Annotated in this window: 19 protein-coding genes and 1 pseudogene; 18 read left to right on the forward strand and 2 right to left on the reverse strand. The window is 35.3% G+C overall.

The window, feature by feature from the left end:
• Window positions 1-39: 39 nt before the first annotated feature.
• From ribE to AC0L8O_RS06690, 4 genes are all read left to right on the forward strand, one after another.
• Window positions 40-687 (forward strand): riboflavin synthase, encoded by a 648-nt coding sequence (gene ribE, locus AC0L8O_RS06675; RefSeq protein WP_473447051.1) that lies wholly within the window; start codon window positions 40-42, stop codon window positions 685-687.
• Window positions 688-761: 74 nt separating this feature from the next.
• Window positions 762-1,955: a bifunctional 3,4-dihydroxy-2-butanone-4-phosphate synthase/GTP cyclohydrolase II gene (locus tag AC0L8O_RS06680; protein ID WP_473447052.1), complete on the forward strand. Its 1,194-nt coding sequence runs from the start codon at window positions 762-764 to the stop codon at window positions 1,953-1,955.
• Window positions 1,956-1,978: 23 nt separating this feature from the next.
• Complete coding sequence (ribH, locus tag AC0L8O_RS06685; protein ID WP_026560266.1) at window positions 1,979-2,446, forward strand: 6,7-dimethyl-8-ribityllumazine synthase; 468 nt, start codon at window positions 1,979-1,981, stop codon at window positions 2,444-2,446.
• Window positions 2,447-2,663: 217 nt separating this feature from the next.
• Complete coding sequence (locus AC0L8O_RS06690) at window positions 2,664-3,020, forward strand: GNAT family N-acetyltransferase (protein WP_226526598.1); 357 nt, start codon at window positions 2,664-2,666, stop codon at window positions 3,018-3,020.
• Between the two features lie 90 nt (window positions 3,021-3,110).
• Here AC0L8O_RS06690 and AC0L8O_RS06695 read toward each other — a convergent pair whose 3' ends face one another.
• Together AC0L8O_RS06695 and AC0L8O_RS06700 are read right to left on the reverse strand one after the other, a co-directional pair.
• Window positions 3,111-3,659 carry a DUF309 domain-containing protein gene (locus tag AC0L8O_RS06695; RefSeq protein ID WP_473447053.1) on the reverse strand — a complete coding sequence of 183 codons (549 nt, stop codon included), beginning with the start codon at window positions 3,657-3,659 and terminating at the stop codon, window positions 3,111-3,113.
• 130 nt (window positions 3,660-3,789) lie between these two features.
• The gene (locus tag AC0L8O_RS06700; protein ID WP_026560263.1) at window positions 3,790-3,882 is read right to left on the reverse strand and encodes a YjcZ family sporulation protein; all 93 of its coding nucleotides are present in this window, start codon (window positions 3,880-3,882) and stop codon (window positions 3,790-3,792) included.
• A gap of 210 nt (window positions 3,883-4,092) precedes the next feature.
• Between AC0L8O_RS06700 and AC0L8O_RS06705 the strand changes: the two genes are divergently transcribed.
• The 14 genes and pseudogenes from AC0L8O_RS06705 to AC0L8O_RS06770 all read left to right on the forward strand — a co-directional run bounded on the left by AC0L8O_RS06705 (window position 4,093) and on the right by AC0L8O_RS06770 (window position 17,703).
• On the forward strand, window positions 4,093-4,839 hold the full coding sequence (locus tag AC0L8O_RS06705) for a segregation/condensation protein A (protein ID WP_473447054.1): 747 nt from the start codon (window positions 4,093-4,095) through the stop codon (window positions 4,837-4,839).
• Window positions 4,840-5,433 (forward strand): SMC-Scp complex subunit ScpB, encoded by a 594-nt coding sequence (gene scpB / locus AC0L8O_RS06710; protein ID WP_473447055.1) that lies wholly within the window; start codon window positions 4,840-4,842, stop codon window positions 5,431-5,433. It begins immediately after the preceding gene.
• Window positions 5,434-5,601: 168 nt separating this feature from the next.
• Window positions 5,602-6,753 (forward strand): D-alanyl-D-alanine carboxypeptidase family protein, encoded by a 1,152-nt coding sequence (locus tag AC0L8O_RS06715; protein WP_473447056.1) that lies wholly within the window; start codon window positions 5,602-5,604, stop codon window positions 6,751-6,753.
• The gene (locus tag AC0L8O_RS06720; RefSeq protein ID WP_026560259.1) at window positions 6,746-7,333 is read left to right on the forward strand and encodes a nucleoside recognition domain-containing protein; all 588 of its coding nucleotides are present in this window, start codon (window positions 6,746-6,748) and stop codon (window positions 7,331-7,333) included. Before AC0L8O_RS06715 ends, AC0L8O_RS06720 begins: the two co-directional genes overlap by 8 nt.
• Window positions 7,334-7,339: 6 nt before the next feature.
• Window positions 7,340-7,870 (forward strand): spore maturation protein, encoded by a 531-nt coding sequence (locus AC0L8O_RS06725; protein ID WP_473447057.1) that lies wholly within the window; start codon window positions 7,340-7,342, stop codon window positions 7,868-7,870.
• A gap of 206 nt (window positions 7,871-8,076) precedes the next feature.
• A complete protein-coding gene (gene rluB, locus AC0L8O_RS06730; protein ID WP_473447058.1) occupies window positions 8,077-8,811 on the forward strand; it encodes a 23S rRNA pseudouridine(2605) synthase RluB in 735 nt (244 codons plus the stop codon).
• Between the two features lie 111 nt (window positions 8,812-8,922).
• Window positions 8,923-9,423, forward strand: a complete 501-nt coding sequence (resA, locus tag AC0L8O_RS06735; protein WP_473447059.1) for a thiol-disulfide oxidoreductase ResA — start codon at window positions 8,923-8,925, stop codon at window positions 9,421-9,423.
• Window positions 9,424-9,440: 17 nt separating this feature from the next.
• Entirely contained in the window at window positions 9,441-11,063 is a 1,623-nt protein-coding gene (resB, locus tag AC0L8O_RS06740) for a cytochrome c biogenesis protein ResB (RefSeq protein ID WP_473447060.1), read from the forward strand.
• Window positions 11,064-11,080: 17 nt separating this feature from the next.
• Window positions 11,081-12,257, forward strand: a pseudogene (ccsB, locus tag AC0L8O_RS06745) (c-type cytochrome biogenesis protein CcsB).
• A 218-nt stretch (window positions 12,258-12,475) separates the two neighbouring features.
• Entirely contained in the window at window positions 12,476-13,198 is a 723-nt protein-coding gene (locus AC0L8O_RS06750; RefSeq protein WP_026560253.1) for a response regulator transcription factor, read from the forward strand.
• The gene (locus tag AC0L8O_RS06755; protein ID WP_473447061.1) at window positions 13,195-14,994 is read left to right on the forward strand and encodes an ATP-binding protein; all 1,800 of its coding nucleotides are present in this window, start codon (window positions 13,195-13,197) and stop codon (window positions 14,992-14,994) included. The genes AC0L8O_RS06750 and AC0L8O_RS06755 overlap by 4 nt, the downstream gene beginning before the upstream one ends.
• A gap of 173 nt (window positions 14,995-15,167) precedes the next feature.
• Window positions 15,168-15,746, forward strand: a complete 579-nt coding sequence (locus AC0L8O_RS06760) for a cob(I)yrinic acid a,c-diamide adenosyltransferase (RefSeq protein ID WP_473447062.1) — start codon at window positions 15,168-15,170, stop codon at window positions 15,744-15,746.
• Window positions 15,747-15,986: 240 nt separating this feature from the next.
• Entirely contained in the window at window positions 15,987-16,538 is a 552-nt protein-coding gene (gene sigX, locus AC0L8O_RS06765) for an RNA polymerase sigma factor SigX (RefSeq protein WP_026560250.1), read from the forward strand.
• The gene (locus AC0L8O_RS06770; RefSeq protein ID WP_473447063.1) at window positions 16,516-17,703 is read left to right on the forward strand and encodes a hypothetical protein; all 1,188 of its coding nucleotides are present in this window, start codon (window positions 16,516-16,518) and stop codon (window positions 17,701-17,703) included. Before sigX ends, AC0L8O_RS06770 begins: the two co-directional genes overlap by 23 nt.
• Window positions 17,704-17,818: the final 115 nt, after the last annotated feature.

The following is a 17,818-nucleotide window of genomic DNA, read 5'->3' on the forward strand; positions in this document are numbered from 1 at the left end:
CGTAAATATGACATCTTTACACAGGAAGGAGGAAATTAAATGTTTACAGGAATTATTGAAGAGATTGGCACAATTCAAAGTGTACAAAACGCTAAAGAAGCAATCGTATTTACTGTAGGGGCGAAGCATATTCTTCACGATGTATCTCTAGGTGACAGTATTTCAGTAAACGGAGTCTGCTTAACGGTCACACAATTTTCAGCTGAATCATTCTCTGTTGACGTGATGCCGGAAACAGTTAGGAGTACTTCTTTATCGCAATTGAAAAAAGGGTCACCAGTAAACTTAGAGAGAGCGATGGCAGCTAATGGACGATTCGGCGGTCACTTTGTTTCCGGTCATGTTGACGGTATCGGGAAAATTACAAAAAAACAGCAGGTGTCCAACGCGGTTTACTATGAAATACAGGTACCGGAAGAATTGACTAGTACATTGATCCAGAAAGGATCTATTACAGTGGATGGTATAAGCTTGACAATTTTTGGGTTAGACAAAGAAAAAGTTGTTATCTCAATCATTCCTCACACTTTAGGGGAAACTATTTTAGGTACAAAAGGTGTTGGCGATATTGTGAATATTGAATGTGATATGGTTGGGAAATATATAAAAAAATTTGTTTCTCAGCAAGTGCAGACAAAGGGTCCTTCATTAAGTAAATCATTTTTGGAAGAGAACGGATTTGTTTAAGTCACGTATAGATATAAGCTAACTAGCTGACTTAATAGCCTTTAACATGTAACATATATGAAAGGAGTTATATCATGTTCCATACAATTGAAGAGGCGATAGCAGATTTAAGAGATGGGAAAGTAGTCATTGTAGTTGATGATGAAGATCGTGAAAATGAAGGGGATTTTGTTTCACTTGCAGATAGAGTGACTCCTGAAGCAATTAATTTTATGATAAAGCATGGCAGAGGACTTGTGTGTGTGCCATTAACTGAAAAACAGGCAGCTAAGTTGGATCTTTCCCCTATGGTCACTCATAACACAGATCCACATGGAACAGCTTTCACAGTAAGTGTAGATCATAAAACAAATGCAACAGGAATTAGTGCGTTTGAACGTGCTGATACTGTAAGAGCACTTTTATCAGATGAATCTAAACCTTCAGATTTTAAAAGACCAGGACATACCTTTCCGTTAATAGCCAAAGAAGGTGGCGTTCTCCGTAGGGCAGGCCATACAGAAGCAGCAGTAGATTTGTCTCTTTTATGCGGTGCCAAGCCTGGTGGAGTTATTTGTGAGATCATAAAAGAAGATGGAACAATGGCAAGAGTACCTGATCTTCTAATCCTTTCTGAAGAGCTTAACCTAAAGATTATTACGATTAAGGACTTAATTCAATATCGCAACCGTAGAGAAAAGTTGGTGAAGAAAGAAGTTGAAATTGAATTGCCAACAGAATTTGGTTCTTTTAGAGCAATTGGATATTCTAATGTACTAGATCAAAAAGAACATGTTGCGTTTGTAAAAGGGGAGATAAACCCTGAAGAGGATATATTAGTAAGAGTGCATTCAGAATGTCTTACAGGAGATGTATTTGGTTCATATAGATGTGATTGTGGACCACAATTACATGCTGCACTCTCTCAAATTGAAAAAGAGGGTAAAGGTGTATTACTCTACATGAGACAAGAAGGAAGAGGTATTGGTCTGATTAATAAAATGAGGGCTTATAAGCTTCAAGAACAAGGGTATGATACCGTTGTAGCAAACGAAAAGTTAGGATTTGGTCCAGATCTAAGAGATTATGGCATTGGTGCTCAGATACTTAAAGATTTAGGAATTGAAAAAATGAAGCTCTTAACAAATAATCCTCGTAAAATTGCTGGACTTGAAGGCTATGGCTTAACGATTATTGACAGAGTACCAATTGAAATGCCTGCAAGAAAGGAAAATGAGCAATACTTAAGAACAAAATTTGAAAAACTAGGTCATTACTTACATTTTTAAATAGAAAATTGGAGGAATAAAGAATGAAAAAAACATTTGAAGGTCATTTAATTGGAAGTGGATTAAAAGTTGCAATAGTGGTAGCGCGTTTTAATGAATTTATTACTTCTAAGCTACTAGGAGGAGCGGAAGATGCTCTAAAAAGACATGGTGTTGAAGAATCTGATGTAACAGTAGCTTGGGTTCCAGGTGCATTTGAATTACCATTGGTAGCAAAAAAATTAGCTGAATCCGGCAAATATGATGCAGTTATTACTTTAGGTACTGTCATTCGCGGTGCAACGACTCACTATGATTATGTTTGCAATGAAGCGGCAAAGGGAGTTTCACAAGCATCATTAACAACAGGTGTACCGGTAATTTTCGGTGTATTAACAACTGAATCGATCGAGCAAGCAGTTGAAAGAGCAGGCACAAAAGCTGGTAATAAAGGCTATGAAGCTGCAGTAACAGCAATTGAAATGGGAAATTTATTAAAGACTCTTGATTAATTTTCCAAAAAAGGTGTTTAAAATCGTCGAAAAACTGTTTATAATGATTGAGAACAAAGGATAATTTTGAATCATATATATAATTGTATTTATTTGTGAATTTGGCTAGTGTTAAACTTTGTTAATAACTTAAAACAAGGTAAATCAGCTAATTTTTGTACGGTTTTAAACACTTTTGCTTTCATATTGAAGGCTAATTCGTTAATGAGGGGTATCTATGTTAATTCGCTTTAAAAAAAGTTTTGAAAAAATTGCTATGGGTCTACTGTCATTTATGCCAGCAGAAAAAGACTTAAAGCAATTACAACAAACAATAAAACAATATGAAACATCAGCTGAGTGGCAATTGTTTTTATGGAAACAGGACGAAGATATCATTGGTGCTATTGGTGTCGTTTTTAAAGGAGAAGACCTTGTTGAAATTCAACATATTACCGTTAACCCGTCTCACAGACAACAAGGGATTGGTAAACAAATGGTACATGCGGTAACAGATCTTTATAAGAACAAAACAGTTATTCCAAATGACGAAACAGAAGCTTTTTTTGAAAAATGTAAAGATTGTAAAGAGTAATTGTTAAATGAAAAGGGTCAGACTTCCTTATCATTTCTCAATACCTTCATATTTAGATAGAAGGTAGGAGAAAATCCGGAGGTCTGACCCTTACAAATTAGAATTTTTTTTGTATGAACAGCTCGATTTTTTTCTTTTTTCTAATTCAACTAAACGCTCTTTAATGACGTCAGTTCGATTTCGTCTCATATGTTTATGAATTAGATCGAGGTTTCTTAAGTTACTCTCAATTCCCCATTCCTTTCCCTGTTTACGGCAAATTAACAGGCACTCATTCATTAGGTTTTTATTTATTATCGGAAGATTTATACTTGTATATGGAAGTTGATGTTGTATATCCTCTTTTCTATTCACAAGTAATTTAAGAAGCTGATCACTATGTAACCCTAATTGTTCGATATGGTCTTTTTCTTTTTCTAGAATCTTAATGGCATTTGAAATCATTTTTAAAGCTCCACTAAAATTTTCTCTTCTTTGGTGATAAAGAGCAACTGCGATTTGAATTAACCCGACCCAATATTTCTTTCTATTATTTCGTGCATCTTTTTTCCAGTGTTCTTCCAGCACTTCATGACATTCAAAATAATCTCGATCACAATGAAAATGGACAAGATATTCAATATATGCTCGGTCAAACATTGTACGTTAACACCTTCAATCCCATCATTTCTTAATGACAGTGTAACATAAAACAAGACAAGAATTTAAATATGACTCATTAATTAAAAAGTTTAGAGGTTGCTGAGAAATCAGCAACCTCATTTTGCTATTATAACCAAGCAGCACCTACGATAATTAACAAAATGAACAATACTACAATTAACGCAAAGCCTGCACCATAGTTAAAACCTTGATCACCCATGTTTTTGAATCCTCCTTCATGTTTAGCTTTTATACACTTGTAATATATGAGTGAAAGATTAAATTGTATAGGCAGAAGTCTATCTTTTGAAGTTTTTAGCTTTTTTGAAGATCTTTCCAGTAACCATATAAACGAGAAATAACTATTGGACATGTTAAGAATTTAATCTATACTATATGGTGGCTAGTAGTAAGAATGGTGGGATAGAAATTGCAGTATCACGTAAAAATAGACGCATTTGAAGGACCTTTAGATTTATTACTTCATTTAATAAACCGTTTAGAAATTGATATATATGATATTCCTGTGTCAGAGATAACAGAGCAGTATATGTTATATATTCATACAATGCAAGAGCTCCAGCTTGATATTGCTTCCGAATATTTAGTTATGGCAGCAACATTATTGTCGATAAAGAGCAGAATGTTGCTTCCGAAACAAGAAGAAGAACTTTTTGAGGATGAATATGGAGAAGAGCCTGAGGAAGATCCCCGCGATGAGTTGATGAGGCGATTAATTGAGTATCGAAAATATAAAGAGGCTGCAGAGGATCTTAGATCACTAGAAGAAGATCGTTCACAAGTTTATACAAAGGCTCCAAGTGATTTAAGTGAATTTGTGACTGAATCACCGGCACATATGGAATCTTTAAATGTATCAATTTATGACATGTTAGGTGCTTTTCAAAAAATGTTACGGAGAAAGAAAATTCAAAAGCCGGTTCAAGCCAAAATTGCACGTCAGGAGATTCCGATTGAAAAAAGAATGGAAGAAATATTAACTGATTTAAGGTCAAAACCAGGCCGGAGAAAATTTCAAGATTTATTTCCTTCTAATAGTAAAGAGCACTTAGTTGTGACTTTTTTGGCAATCTTAGAACTAATGAAGACACATTCTATTGTTATCGAGCAGGAGAATAATTTTTCAGATATTTTTATTATGGGGAGTGAAACTTAAATGGCCTTAGGTGTGATTGATTGGAATTCAATCGTAGAAGCATTATTATTTGCTTCCGGCGACGAGGGTCTTTCCCTGAAACAATTAACGATCGTTTTAGAGGTAGAAGAACAGGAAGTCGTGGATATCGTGAAAGAACTTGCTGAAAGTTATAAAAAGAAAGATCGGGGTATTGAGCTTGTAGAGGTTGCAGGTCAATTTCAACTAACAACGAAAAAAGAACATGCTATGTATTTAAAAAAATTAGTTGAATCACCCGGAAATGGCTCACTTTCACAAGCTGCATTAGAGACTTTAGCGATTGTGGCATATAAACAGCCAATCACTAGAGCAGAAATTGAAGAAATTCGCGGTGTGAAAACAGAGAGGCCAATTCAAACACTGGTAACCAAAATCCTTATTAAAGAAGTCGGCAGAGCTGAGGGAACAGGACGTGCAATATTGTATGGAACCACTAAAGAATTTCTGGAATATTTTGGACTGAAGTCGATAAAGGAACTCCCGCCACTACCTGAAAAAGATAACGAATTTGAACAAGAGGAAGCAGATCTTTTCTTTGAAAAGTTTAACGAAACATTAGAAGACTTGAACTAATATTGACTGACCTGAAAATACTTAAAGGTCAGTCTTTTTTTTGGAAATACATATGAAGAATCCTAACTGACTCACTGGGGACAGTCACAATTTTCATTTTTCATTCATAAGCTTTGTCCACGTGCATAAACTTGTACAAAACGAACGAGTAAGGGACGTGGTTGCTTTATGCTGCACATGAAGAAAATAACAACAGTGTTTTTCATCATTATCTTATTACTTGCATGTATACCCAAGCAGACCTCCGGTATTGGTGTAAGTGCTCAAACTGCCATTTTAATAGATCAAGAATCTGGAAGGGTCTTATATGAAAAACAAGCACATCAAAAAATGAGAATTGCAAGCATTACAAAAATAATGACAGCAATCCTTGCGGTTGAATCCGGTAAATTAAACGAAATGGTCACAGTAAGTGAGAGAGCGCTCAAGGCAGAAGGATCTTCAGTTTATTTGCAAAAAGGGGAAAAAATTAAACTTGAGGATTTGGTTTACGGACTTATGCTCAGATCTGGAAATGATGCTGCTGTAGCGATCGCTGAACATGTTGGGGGTAGTCTAGAAGGATTTGTGATAATGATGAATCAAAAGGCAGAAGAAATTGGAATGACAAACACAGTATTCGCAAATCCTCATGGATTAGATGATCATGAAAATCATTATTCAACAGCTTATGATATGGCGATATTAACAAAGTATGCTATGCAAAATGACACTTACCAAAAGATATCGGGTACTGAAACACACCGGGCACCAAATCCTAACGAAAAATGGGACAGAGTCTGGCATAATAAGAACAAACTTTTAACAACCCTTTATGAATACAGTACCGGTGGAAAAACAGGATATACTGTTAGGGCAAAAAGAACATTGGTTTCAACTGCATCAAAAGATGGATTTAGCACCATCGTTGTCACGTTAAATGATCCGGATGATTGGAAGGATCATATGAATTTACACAATTTTGCTTTTAGCAATTATGAGCTAGTCAAGTTAAAGAATGAAGGAACACTAGATGGGATTGAACACGACTTTTATAAGAGGAATGTATTCATAGATCGAAATGTTCTGTATCCCTTAAGCAAAGAAGAGCAAGAAAAGGTGAAGATTGAAATTTCATTACAAAAACCCCAAAAAGATTGGGAGGATGTAAAAAAGGTACCAAATGTTGTAGGTGAAATGTCAATTAAAATTGACGAAAAGTCAATTGCCAACATTCCTATCTACTTTGACAATGGAAATGTGGAAAAACCAAAAGGCTCGTTCTGGGACATGTTTAGAAATATCTTTTTTGCATCTGTTGGGGTAAAACATTATGGTTAATATCATTTGGGTGATGTTGACGGTTATCGGAATTGTTTTTGCGATGTTTAATGGAACGATGGATGAAGTAAATGAAGCCATATTTAAAGGAGGAAAAGAAGCTGTTACGATTGCGATCGGTTTTATCAGTGTTTTAGTCTTTTGGCTTGGGCTGATGAAAGTTGCAGAAAAGGCTGGCTTATTAGAGAAGTTGGGTAATTTATTTAAGCCAATTGTAACAAGATTATTTCCTGAAGTGCCACCTGAACATCCTGCAATGGGATATATGCTTTCAAATATGATGGCAAACCTTTTTGGTTTGGGAAATGCTGCTACACCCCTGGGTATTAAGGCTATGGAACAGTTAAAAGTATTAAATGGTGGATCTGACAAAGCGAGTAGGTCCATGATCACATTCTTAGCCATAAATACGTCAAGTTTAACATTGATTCCTACAACGGTTATTGCAATAATGATGACCTATGGATCTTCATCACCTACCAGTATCGTTGGGCCTACATTGATTGCAACATTTCTTTCAACATTAGGAGCTATTCTAATAGATCGTTTCTTCTATTATAGGAGAAAGAGAAAAGGGTGATTGAATATGGGACTCATCGGCATTATATCATTATGGATCATACCGGTTATCATAGGCTTTATTCTGATTTATGGAACAATCAAAAAGGTACCAACATATGAAACTTTCGTAGAAGGTGGTAAGGAAGGAATTAGTATTTCTTTTTCAATCATACCTTATTTAGTAGGTATGTTAGTTGCTATTTCCGTTTTCCGTGCATCAGGAGCATTAGAGTTTCTAATGAATTTTATGAAACCTGCATTGGAAGTTTTGAATATTCCTGCAGAAATTGTACCATTGGCATTCATACGGCCAATATCAGGAACGGCTGCGCTAGGATTAACTTCTGATATTATTGCAACATATGGACCAGATTCTTTTATAGGCATGTTGGCTGCGACAATGCAAGGTAGTACAGATACAACATTGTATGTGCTTACAGTTTATTTTGGAGCGGTAGGAATCAGGAAAATGGGAGATGCTTTAAAGGTTGGGTTGTTGGCAGACTTAGTTGGGATAATCGCAGCAATTGTCATTGTCACAATTATGTTTTCATAGCAGATTACAAAACTTGGTGGATGCCAAGTTTTTTATTTTTAATAGAGAGAAAAATTATTTTTTAGCATCATCACGTAAATTACAACATCTGAAAAAATTATGGTATGATGAGTAAGCACATTTTTGACAAATGAATAAAGGGTATTTTATTGTCGATACTTGTGAAAAAATAGAGAAAACAGTAATATGTTATCGAGGTGACCGAGATGGAACGCTTACAAAAAGTAATTGCTCATGCTGGTATAGCTTCTAGACGAAAAGCAGAGGAATTAATAGTAGATGGAAAAGTAAAAGTAAACGGAAAAGTAGTGAAAGAATTGGGGGTAAAAGTAACAGATCAGGATCGGGTTGAAGTTGAGGGTATCCCACTTGAACGTGAAGAACCTGTTTATTTACTTCTTTATAAACCAACAGGAGTAATTTCGGCTGTAAAAGATGATAAGGGCAGAAAGGTTGTTACTGACTTTTTTCCATATATTAAGCAAAGGATTTATCCTATTGGCAGGCTGGATTACGATACATCCGGTATATTATTATTAACCAATGATGGTGAATTTGCGAATATTCTTATGCATCCCCGCTATGAGGTGGAAAAATCCTATGTAGCAAAAGTTAAGGGAATCCCAGCGAGAGATAAGATTAAAATGTTGGAACGTGGAATACAACTTGAAGATGGGAAAACAGCACCTGCACAAGTAAAGGTATTATCAGTTGATAAAAAGAAACAAACTAGCATCATTGAATTAAAGATCCATGAAGGACGAAATCGTCAAGTCAGACGTATGCTTGAAGCAATCGGACATCAGGTAGTAAAGTTGAAAAGGGAGAAATTTGCATTTCTCAATTTAAACGGTTTAGCAACTGGAGATTCCAGAGAACTATCACCTCACGAAGTGAAACAGCTTAGAGCCCTTGCCCAACATGGGAAACAGACTCAGTAATTTTCACATAAACTTCAAAATATAGATTATTCCAAGGATTTGGATAGTGTTATAATGACCTAGAATGTTCAAGAAGTAGGGGAGTATGTAAATGAAAAAAAACGTTTACTTATGCGCTCTATCATATTAATTTTATTAATTGGTGCATTGGGATATACGCTGTATTCAAACTTTTTTGTTAGTAAGGAAAAGGTGAAAGAAGGTTCAAAAGCTCCAGACTTTGTTTTAACAGATTTAGAAGGAAATGAGCATCAGCTATCTGACTATAAGGGAAAAGGCGTTTTCTTAAATTTCTGGGGAACTTGGTGTAAGCCTTGTGAGCGGGAAATGCCGTATATGGACAACCAATACGAGTATTATAAAAATCATGGAGTTGAGGTTTTGGCTGTCAATATTGCTGAATCAAATATTGCAGTTCAAAGCTTCGTAAACAAACATGAATTAACCTTTCCTATACTTCTCGATAAGGACCGTCAAGTGTTAAACGCTTACGGAGTCGGCCCATTACCGACGACCTTTATGATTAATCCTGAAGGGGAAGTTGTTGATATTACTTCAGGAACCTTAACAGAAAGAATGATCAGAGATTATATGGAACAGATTAAACCTTAAAATGGGGAGTTTTCAGCATGAATAAGGTCAATTGCGAGTGTGGTCACGCAAATCCGGAAGGTACTATTTTATGTGAATCATGTGGAAATCCGCTGGGAGATAAAGAGAAAAAAGATACTAAACACTTATTGGATATGAAGTACGAAGGTTCTGCTAGACGATCTCAAACGTATAAGAGAACCTTTGTTGATAAAATTTGGAATTTCTTTTCATCAGTAAAAGTTGGTGTATGGTTAATTTTTTTAACTTTGCTTGCTTCGGCATTAGGTACCGTTTTCCCACAAGAAATGTACATACCGCCTTCAGTGACAGCAAGTCAATTTTATAAAGATGAATATGGAATACTGGGTCAACTATATTATGAACTTGGTTTTCATAATCTATACGGTTCATGGTGGTATATGATATTAGTTGCATCGATTGGTATTTCTCTTGTCATTGCTAGTTTGGACCGATTTGTACCGTTACATAGAGCATTAAAAAAACAAGGTGTATCAAGACACCATAATTTTATGAAGCGCCAACGATTATTTAGCTCAACTAAAACAAATGAGTATGATCTCGAACTAGTAAAAGAACGTCTTGCTTCCCGTCGTTATCATGTGCGTGAGGAAAATGGGAACCTTTTAGCTGAAAAAGGCCGTTTTTCTAGATGGGGCCCCTATGTAAATCACTGTGGACTTATTATCTTTTTAATTGGAGCAATGCTGCGGTTCGTACCGGGCATGTATATTGATGAAGTTCTTTGGGTTAGAGAAGGTGAAACGGCTGTTATTCCAGGTACGGAAGGACGCTACTATTTAGAAAACAAAGACTTTATTATGGAAGTTTATGAGAAAGATAAAGAAAACAAAGTGTTTGAAGAAGCGATTACCCGAGTAGGTGATGGAAGCGTTGTGAAAAACTTCCAATCTAACGTTATCCTCTATGAAAGAGAAGGGGAAATTGTTCACGGTGCAGAGCCGCAGTTAAATAAAATAAAAGAAGAAGAAATAAGGGTAAATGAACCGTTGAAATTTGATTCCTTTTCTCTCTACCAAGTTGACTATAAATTAAATGAATTAAATAAAATGACGTTTAGTTTATTAAATAAGGAAACAGAGGAAAGCCTTGGTCAAATAGAAGTTGATCTTTTAGATCCTCAAAAAGAATATGATCTTGGAAGTGGAAATAAGGTAGAAATTTCTACATATTTACCTGACTTTTATTTTGACGAAGAAGGAGTTCCTGCAACTAAAACACGAATTCCAAATAATCCTGCATTTGTTTTCAAAATGTATACACCTCAGACTCCAGAAGGTGAATCAAGTTTTGTAGCAATCCAGCAAACAATTGAGCCATCAGGTGAAAATAAGTACAAGATGAAATTTGAAGGCATTGAAACAAAGGACTTAACTGCTTTGACAGTGAGAAAAGATTTAACCTTGTGGATTCTTGCTCTAGGTGGAGCTATATTCATGCTAGGTGTGATACAAGGTATGTATTGGAATCACCGTCGCATATGGATAAAACAACAAGATGATGAAATTTTAATAGCAGGACATACAAATAAAAATTGGTATGGATTAGCTAAAGAGATTGAGATTGTTGTAGAAGGTACCTCACTTTCTGCACCGAAAGATCAAAAAGAAAAAGAATAAGTAAAGGAGGGAGAATTTTGGCATCACTTAGTAGTACATTTCTTGAAATAGCTTTTATTATTTATTTAATTGCCATTTTCTTATTCGGCGGTTCAATTCGAGATAAGCGCAATAAATCAGAGAACATAAGTAAGTGGACAATTGCTGCAATGGTAACGACTATATTAGGGTTTGTATCACAACTTGCCTACTTTATTACAAGGTGGATTGCATCAGGACATGCACCAGTCAGTAATTTATTTGAATTTACGACAGCGTTCGGTATGATGCTTGTTCTGGCATTTATTATATTGTTCTTTATATATAAAGTAGCCATTTTAGGTTTGTTTACTCTTCCAATCGTTGTGTTAATTATAGCTTACGGTAGTATGTTTCCCAATGATATAAGTCCGTTAATACCATCATTACAAAGTCATTGGTTGTATATTCATGTAACGACGGCTGCATTGGGACAAGCTATCTTGGCCATAAGTGCTGTTGCCGGAATAATCCATCTAGTAACAGTTGTTGATCAAACAAAATCGTCAAAGAAAACGTTTTGGTTGGAATTTATCATGTATGTATTAGTTGTGACGTTAGGTTTTATTATTGTCACTAGCACATTCAGGGGAATGGATTATCAAGCCGATTTTAACTGGATTGATAAAAATGATCAAGAAGCAGTTATGACTTTCAATTTACCAGCTTTAGTTGGTCCGCATAAAGGGGAACTCATAACAGATGGGAAATTTGAACCTTTTGTTGAAATGCCTGCAATCATTTCTGCAAGCAAGCTTAACACGGTCATTTGGTCAGTAGTTATTGGTTCTATTCTATATGGTCTCCTCCGTCTGATCTTACGTAAACGATTGGGTGCAGTAATTAAGCCGTTTACCAAAAATGTAAACCTTGACCTGGTCGATGAAATTGGGTATCGTTCAGTCGCAATAGGCTTTCCTGTCTTCACATTGGGAGCATTAATATTTGCAATGATTTGGGCGCAAATTGCATGGACAAGATTTTGGGGATGGGATCCAAAAGAAGTATGGGCACTGATTACTTGGTTATTTTATGCTGCTTATTTACATCTCCGTTTATCCAAGGGATGGCACGGTGAAAAATCAGCATGGTTGGCCGTTGTCGGATTTGCCATCATCATGTTTAACCTTATTTTTGTTAACTTAGTAATTGCAAGGCTTACATTCGTACGCATAATCGTGCAAAAAACTACAACTTATTTCAAAAGTAGATAAAAATGTGTGACTAGCGTACAATTAGTATAAACACTGCTATCAAAGCCTTCACTCTATGCAGTGAAGGCTTTGTGTTTGTTTGTAGGGTTTATTTTAAAAGAACCATGCCAAAATTTTATTTTATACATAATGAAATCATCACCCTTAGAAAAAACTTACTTATGAAGGAGGGTTCTTATTATGGAAGAGAACCAATTTGCCAGAATTTTAGTCGTAGATGATGAGGATCGAATTCGTCGATTATTAAGAATGTATCTTGAAAGAGAAAATTATGAAATTGAAGAAGCTGAAAATGGAGATGAAGCTTTAGAGCTCGCATTAAATAATGAATATGATTTGATTATGCTAGATGTCATGATGCCAGGAATTGATGGAATAGAAGTGTGTAAGCAATTACGTGATAAAAAAGCAACCCCAATAATTATGCTGACTGCAAAAGGGGAGGAGGCAAATCGTGTTCAAGGTTTTGAAGCAGGTGTAGATGATTATATTGTCAAACCTTTTAGTCCCAGAGAGGTTGTTCTCCGAGTAAAGGCATTACTTAGAAGGTCTTCCCAAACGTCATTTTTAAAAACCGAAACAACAGCCAAAAATGTGATTGTGTTTCCGCATTTATCAATTGATCATGATGCACACCGTGTCACGGCAGATGGAACAGAGGTTAGTTTAACACCTAAGGAATATGAGTTATTATACTTTTTAGCAAAAACTCCTGATAAGGTTTATGATCGTGAAAAGTTATTAAAAGAAGTGTGGCAATATGAATTTTTTGGTGATTTACGAACAGTAGATACCCATGTAAAGCGATTGAGAGAGAAATTAAGCAAAGTTTCACCTGAGGCTGCAAAAATGATTGTAACAGTTTGGGGAGTCGGATATAAATTTGAGGTAAGCAATACATGATTTTGTGGCGAAGTGTAGTTGGAAAGCTATGGGGAACGATTCTTTTGCTCGTTTCCTTTGTTTTATTTGTCTTAACGATTTTAATGCTTGAGTTTATCGAAAATTATCATGTAGATAAAGCTGAGGATGAGCTCACACAACTTGCTACTAAAGTGTCTTTGATTATTGAAAGTCATGAAGATCAGGAGCTTGCAAAGTCCATTTCATGGGAATTAGCTGATGAACTTACTCATATTATTATTGTAGAAAACAAAAATAACGTTTCGAATTCACCTATTAAAGATGAAGAATTACCTCATTTAACAATGGAAGACATTGAAGAAGATGATGAGCTTTCACTACCATTAACAAAGCAGCAAAAAATTAGTAAACGAACAAATCTTGAGCAGCCAAATGATGTTTTTGCTAATGGGGAAGATGAAGTTCTTATTGTAGGACTACCCTATAAGGTGTCAGAAACCAAGACAGGTGCTGTGTTTATTTCTCAATCTCTTAAAGCCGTACATGAAACAACAAAAGAAACGACAAAATACATTATTCTAGCGGCTGGAATTGCCATTATTTTAACAACGATTTTTGCATTTTTCTTATCAACAAGGATTACTTATCCATTAAGAAAGATGAGAGAGGTAGCTCAAGAGTTAGCAAGAGGAAAATTTGAATCAAAAGTTCCTATCATGTCAAATGATGAAATTGGAGAATTGGGTGTTGCTTTTAATCAAATGGGGAAGCAGCTCAAGTTTCATATTAACGCTCTTAGCCAGGAAAAAGAACATTTAACAAACATTTTAAGCAGTATGGCTGATGGTGTTATTACTTTAAATATTGATGGAACTATATTAGTAACGAATCCACCTGCTGAAAGATTCCTTACATCTTGGTATTATGAACAAGGTATAAACGTAGAATCTGGTGGAGAGCTTCCCTCTGATATGAAAGCGTTGTTCCAAAGAGTAGTGAGTACTGAAAAAGAACAAATGCTTGAAATCATCATTCAAGGTAGAAGCTGGGTTATTTTAATGACTCCTTTATATAATCAATCACATGTTCGTGGGGCTGTTGCTGTACTTCGTGATATGACAGAAGAGCGGCGACTGGATAAACTTCGTAAAGATTTTATTGCAAATGTGAGCCATGAACTAAGAACCCCAATCTCAATGCTGCAGGGATATAGTGAAGCAATTGTCGATGATATTGCCAGCACAGAAGAAGAGAAAAAGGATATTGCACAAGTAATTCATGATGAATCTTTGAGAATGGGAAGATTGGTAAATGACCTGCTTGATTTAGCTAGAATGGAAGCAGGTCATATTACATTAAATTTAGAAGAAATATCATTGAATGATTTTGTTGAAAAGGTTGGGCGAAAGTTTCAAGGGCTTGCAAAAGAAAAAGACATTTCACTTTTAACAGAAGTTAACATTAAAGAACCTACACAAGTAATGGATCCGGATCGAATTGAGCAAGTTTTAACAAATTTGATAGATAATGCAATACGCCATACAGGACAAAAGGGTTCAGTTGTCATTGAGGTTAAAGATCATACAGACGGTGTGATAATACATGTTAGAGATTCCGGCTCTGGAATTCCTGAGGAAGATCTGCCATTTGTCTTTGAAAGGTTCTATAAAGCAGATAAAGCAAGAACTAGAGGCAGAGCCGGAACAGGTCTGGGTCTAGCAATAGTAAAAAATATTATTGAAGCACATAAAGGTAAAATAAGTGTCCATAGTAAATTAGACGAGGGAACGACATTTAGCTTCTTTTTACCTCGAAAAAGGCTGGAATCTGAATAAAATTGACGAACAATCTTGTTCCATGCGAAACAACTAAACACATGATATATGAGCTTATTATCAAAATTTTGTGGATAATAAGCTTTTATAAAATCAGCTGAAATTCTAAATAACTGGTAATAAAGAGATTTCCCATTAATTGAATTCTACAAAATTTATGGAGTGTGATCATTGTGAATTTGTATACACGGACTGGAGATAGCGGAAAAACAAGTATAATTGGTGGAAGAGTCGATAAGGATCATTTACGCGTAGAAGCATATGGAACAATAGATGAAGCGAATAGCTTTATTGGTCAAGCCATGACATTCCTTTCAGATCCAATATTTCAAGATATTTATCAGGAGTTAGAGAAAATTCAGCATGAGTTATTTGATTGTGGAGGAGATTTAGCAGTTGTAAAAGAAAAGTATCCATATAAAGCAAAAGAAGAGATGGTTACTTTACTGGAAGAGCGTATCGACCATTATGTAAAAGAAGCTCCACCATTGGAAAAATTTATTTTACCAGGTGGAAGCAATGCTGCTGCTGTCATTCATATCGCAAGAACTGTCACAAGAAGAGCAGAAAGATGTACGGTTTCACTTCAAAAAGAAATGAATATTAATGAAGTGGTCCTCAAATATTTAAACAGATTATCAGATTATCTTTTTGCTGTTGCTAGAGTAATAAATTTCCGTTTAGGCGTAAAAGATGTAGAATATGAACGAAGTGCACTTGTTTTTAAAACAAATCCGAAAGAAAAACAGTGAAAAATACTATCGATTTTTTAAAAAACAATAGACCATAACTAAAATCGCCGGAACCATGTTAGTAAAATGGTTCCGGCGATTTTTTATTGGAAATTAGACTAATAGATTTACCTCCAATATGTTAAAGTAGAAGATAGTGGTTGTCGATTATTACATATATATTTCAAATATATTTCAACTTACTAAAAGTGCAACTTTACTATATTTTTTTCGACTAAACAAATGAATGGAGGGTTATTCATGGAGGATACCTTTCACCAACTATATGAAAAATATCATCACGATCTTTTTCAGTTTTTGTTTTATATGGTGAAAAGTCGTGAACAAGCGGAGGATTTAGTTCAAGAAGTTTATATTCGTGTCCTGAAATCATATGATCGTTTTGAAGGTAGAAGCAGCGAGAAAACCTGGCTAATTTCAATTGCGAGACATGTTGCAATTGATTGGTTTAGAAAGCAGAAAACGATTCGGCAGAGAATATTAGAACGTTTTGAATGGGACCAACATCAAATTGAAGATGATGGACAGCCGCTACCTGAAGAAATTGCTATACAAAATGAACAGGTTCAATGGATATATCGTGCCTTGAATGCTTGTTCCATTGACCAACGCGCTGTTATTATTTTGCGATATATTCAAGAGATGTCAATAACTGAAACGGCGGATGTTTTAGGTTGGTCTGTGAGTAAAGTAAAAACAACTCAACATCGGGCGATTAAACAATTACAAAAACAAATGATCAACCTTACGGAAAAGGAGGGACTTTCGATTGAAAAAACGGGAGTGGAATGAGGAGCAACTTCAGCAACTTTTACAACAACTACCCTCTGTTAGAGATAGACAAAGCAAAAAAGAATTATATCAAAATATCTATTACAAAGTTCAATATAAAAAGAAACGGCGAATTTGGGTTGCTCCAACTGTTGCCACAATTGCCGTATTATTTATTTTAGCTTTAATATCACCATTGCTCTTTCAAAGTATTACAAGTACAAATGAGGAAAATGCAATGGATATGGCATCGACCTCTTCCTCAGAGTCAACAAAAGCTGAAAACAATTCCGGGCAAGAACTTCAAATGGCGGAATCATCAATTGCAGAAGATCGGAATAATGAAAAGGTTGAACTTAGCAGAAAGGAAATTGAACAGGAAACATTTGTAACAGATGCAGATGATTCTGCGAATATTATAACAGTTGGATTAACAGATGAGAGTTTACAAAACATTATACCGGTCAGTTTCAAGGAGGAAGCGGGAAAGGAAGAACTTGATCAAATTGAAACATTCAATCCAGACAAATTTGCAGAAAAACTTGGACCTTTAAGAATAGCATTGACAAATACAGATCTCGAGGAAGAAAACAATGATGAAATTATAATTAATTATAAATCTGATAATGGTAGTATCACAGGATCTGGTTCTGAAGTTGCTTATAAAGAGTCTATAATTGAAACATTTAGATGGTTGGGATATAAAAAGGCAAACTTGTTCACAAATGGTGTAGAGGGAATTGAATTTAGCAATTATGGTCAAGAAGAGGAATTAGAAATTACAGAAACGAGGAATAAAGCATATCTTGTATATCAGTATGATGAGTCAAAAGCAAAATTACTTGTCCCGTCCCCGGAATCGCTTCCGACAATTGAAGAGGCAATAGCCATAATGAAAAAGGGAATTGATGAGCAGGAACTAAAACCCTCTATCCAGGAACATATAGGGCAAATTGACATTAAAGAAGATGGAGAGCGACTAGAAATTGACTTTAAGCAAAATGCAAATGTCGAAAATAATGAAGAAAGTATTATTATGTTAGAATCTATTTTATTAACTGCTAAAGATTTTGGATATGAAACCGTTCAATTCAATGGTACAAAAGAAAAAGAAATTGGTGTAATGGATGTTTCAAGACCATTAGAAGTACCTTTTTCACCTAATCCTATAGATGAGAATGATTAAGAGACTCAGGAGTTGAGTCTCTTTTTTAGATATCCGGGATATCTCCAAAAGAAAAATATAGTATATGCTCCTCCAAAATGGTAAATCCTTAAATTTGTACTTTGTTTTTCCATAG

This window comes from Metabacillus sp. KJ11-3 (genome assembly GCF_055808295.1).

Coding starts and splice junctions, on each gene's coding strand:
- sigX (WP_026560250.1), top strand. CDS start 15,987: ATGGAGGATACCTTTCACCAACTATATGAAAAATATCATCACGATCTT.
- AC0L8O_RS06690 (WP_226526598.1), top strand. CDS start 2,664: ATGTTAATTCGCTTTAAAAAAAGTTTTGAAAAAATTGCTATGGGTCTA.
- AC0L8O_RS06720 (WP_026560259.1), top strand. CDS start 6,746: ATGGTTAATATCATTTGGGTGATGTTGACGGTTATCGGAATTGTTTTT.
- scpB (WP_473447055.1), top strand. CDS start 4,840: ATGGCCTTAGGTGTGATTGATTGGAATTCAATCGTAGAAGCATTATTA.
- rluB (WP_473447058.1), top strand. CDS start 8,077: ATGGAACGCTTACAAAAAGTAATTGCTCATGCTGGTATAGCTTCTAGA.
- ribE (WP_473447051.1), top strand. CDS start 40: ATGTTTACAGGAATTATTGAAGAGATTGGCACAATTCAAAGTGTACAA.
- AC0L8O_RS06695 (WP_473447053.1), bottom strand. CDS start 3,659: ATGTTTGACCGAGCATATATTGAATATCTTGTCCATTTTCATTGTGAT.
- AC0L8O_RS06725 (WP_473447057.1), top strand. CDS start 7,340: ATGGGACTCATCGGCATTATATCATTATGGATCATACCGGTTATCATA.
- resA (WP_473447059.1), top strand. CDS start 8,923: ATGCGCTCTATCATATTAATTTTATTAATTGGTGCATTGGGATATACG.
- AC0L8O_RS06750 (WP_026560253.1), top strand. CDS start 12,476: ATGGAAGAGAACCAATTTGCCAGAATTTTAGTCGTAGATGATGAGGAT.
- AC0L8O_RS06715 (WP_473447056.1), top strand. CDS start 5,602: ATGCTGCACATGAAGAAAATAACAACAGTGTTTTTCATCATTATCTTA.
- ribH (WP_026560266.1), top strand. CDS start 1,979: ATGAAAAAAACATTTGAAGGTCATTTAATTGGAAGTGGATTAAAAGTT.
- AC0L8O_RS06755 (WP_473447061.1), top strand. CDS start 13,195: ATGATTTTGTGGCGAAGTGTAGTTGGAAAGCTATGGGGAACGATTCTT.
- AC0L8O_RS06700 (WP_026560263.1), bottom strand. CDS start 3,882: ATGGGTGATCAAGGTTTTAACTATGGTGCAGGCTTTGCGTTAATTGTA.
- resB (WP_473447060.1), top strand. CDS start 9,441: ATGAATAAGGTCAATTGCGAGTGTGGTCACGCAAATCCGGAAGGTACT.
- AC0L8O_RS06680 (WP_473447052.1), top strand. CDS start 762: ATGTTCCATACAATTGAAGAGGCGATAGCAGATTTAAGAGATGGGAAA.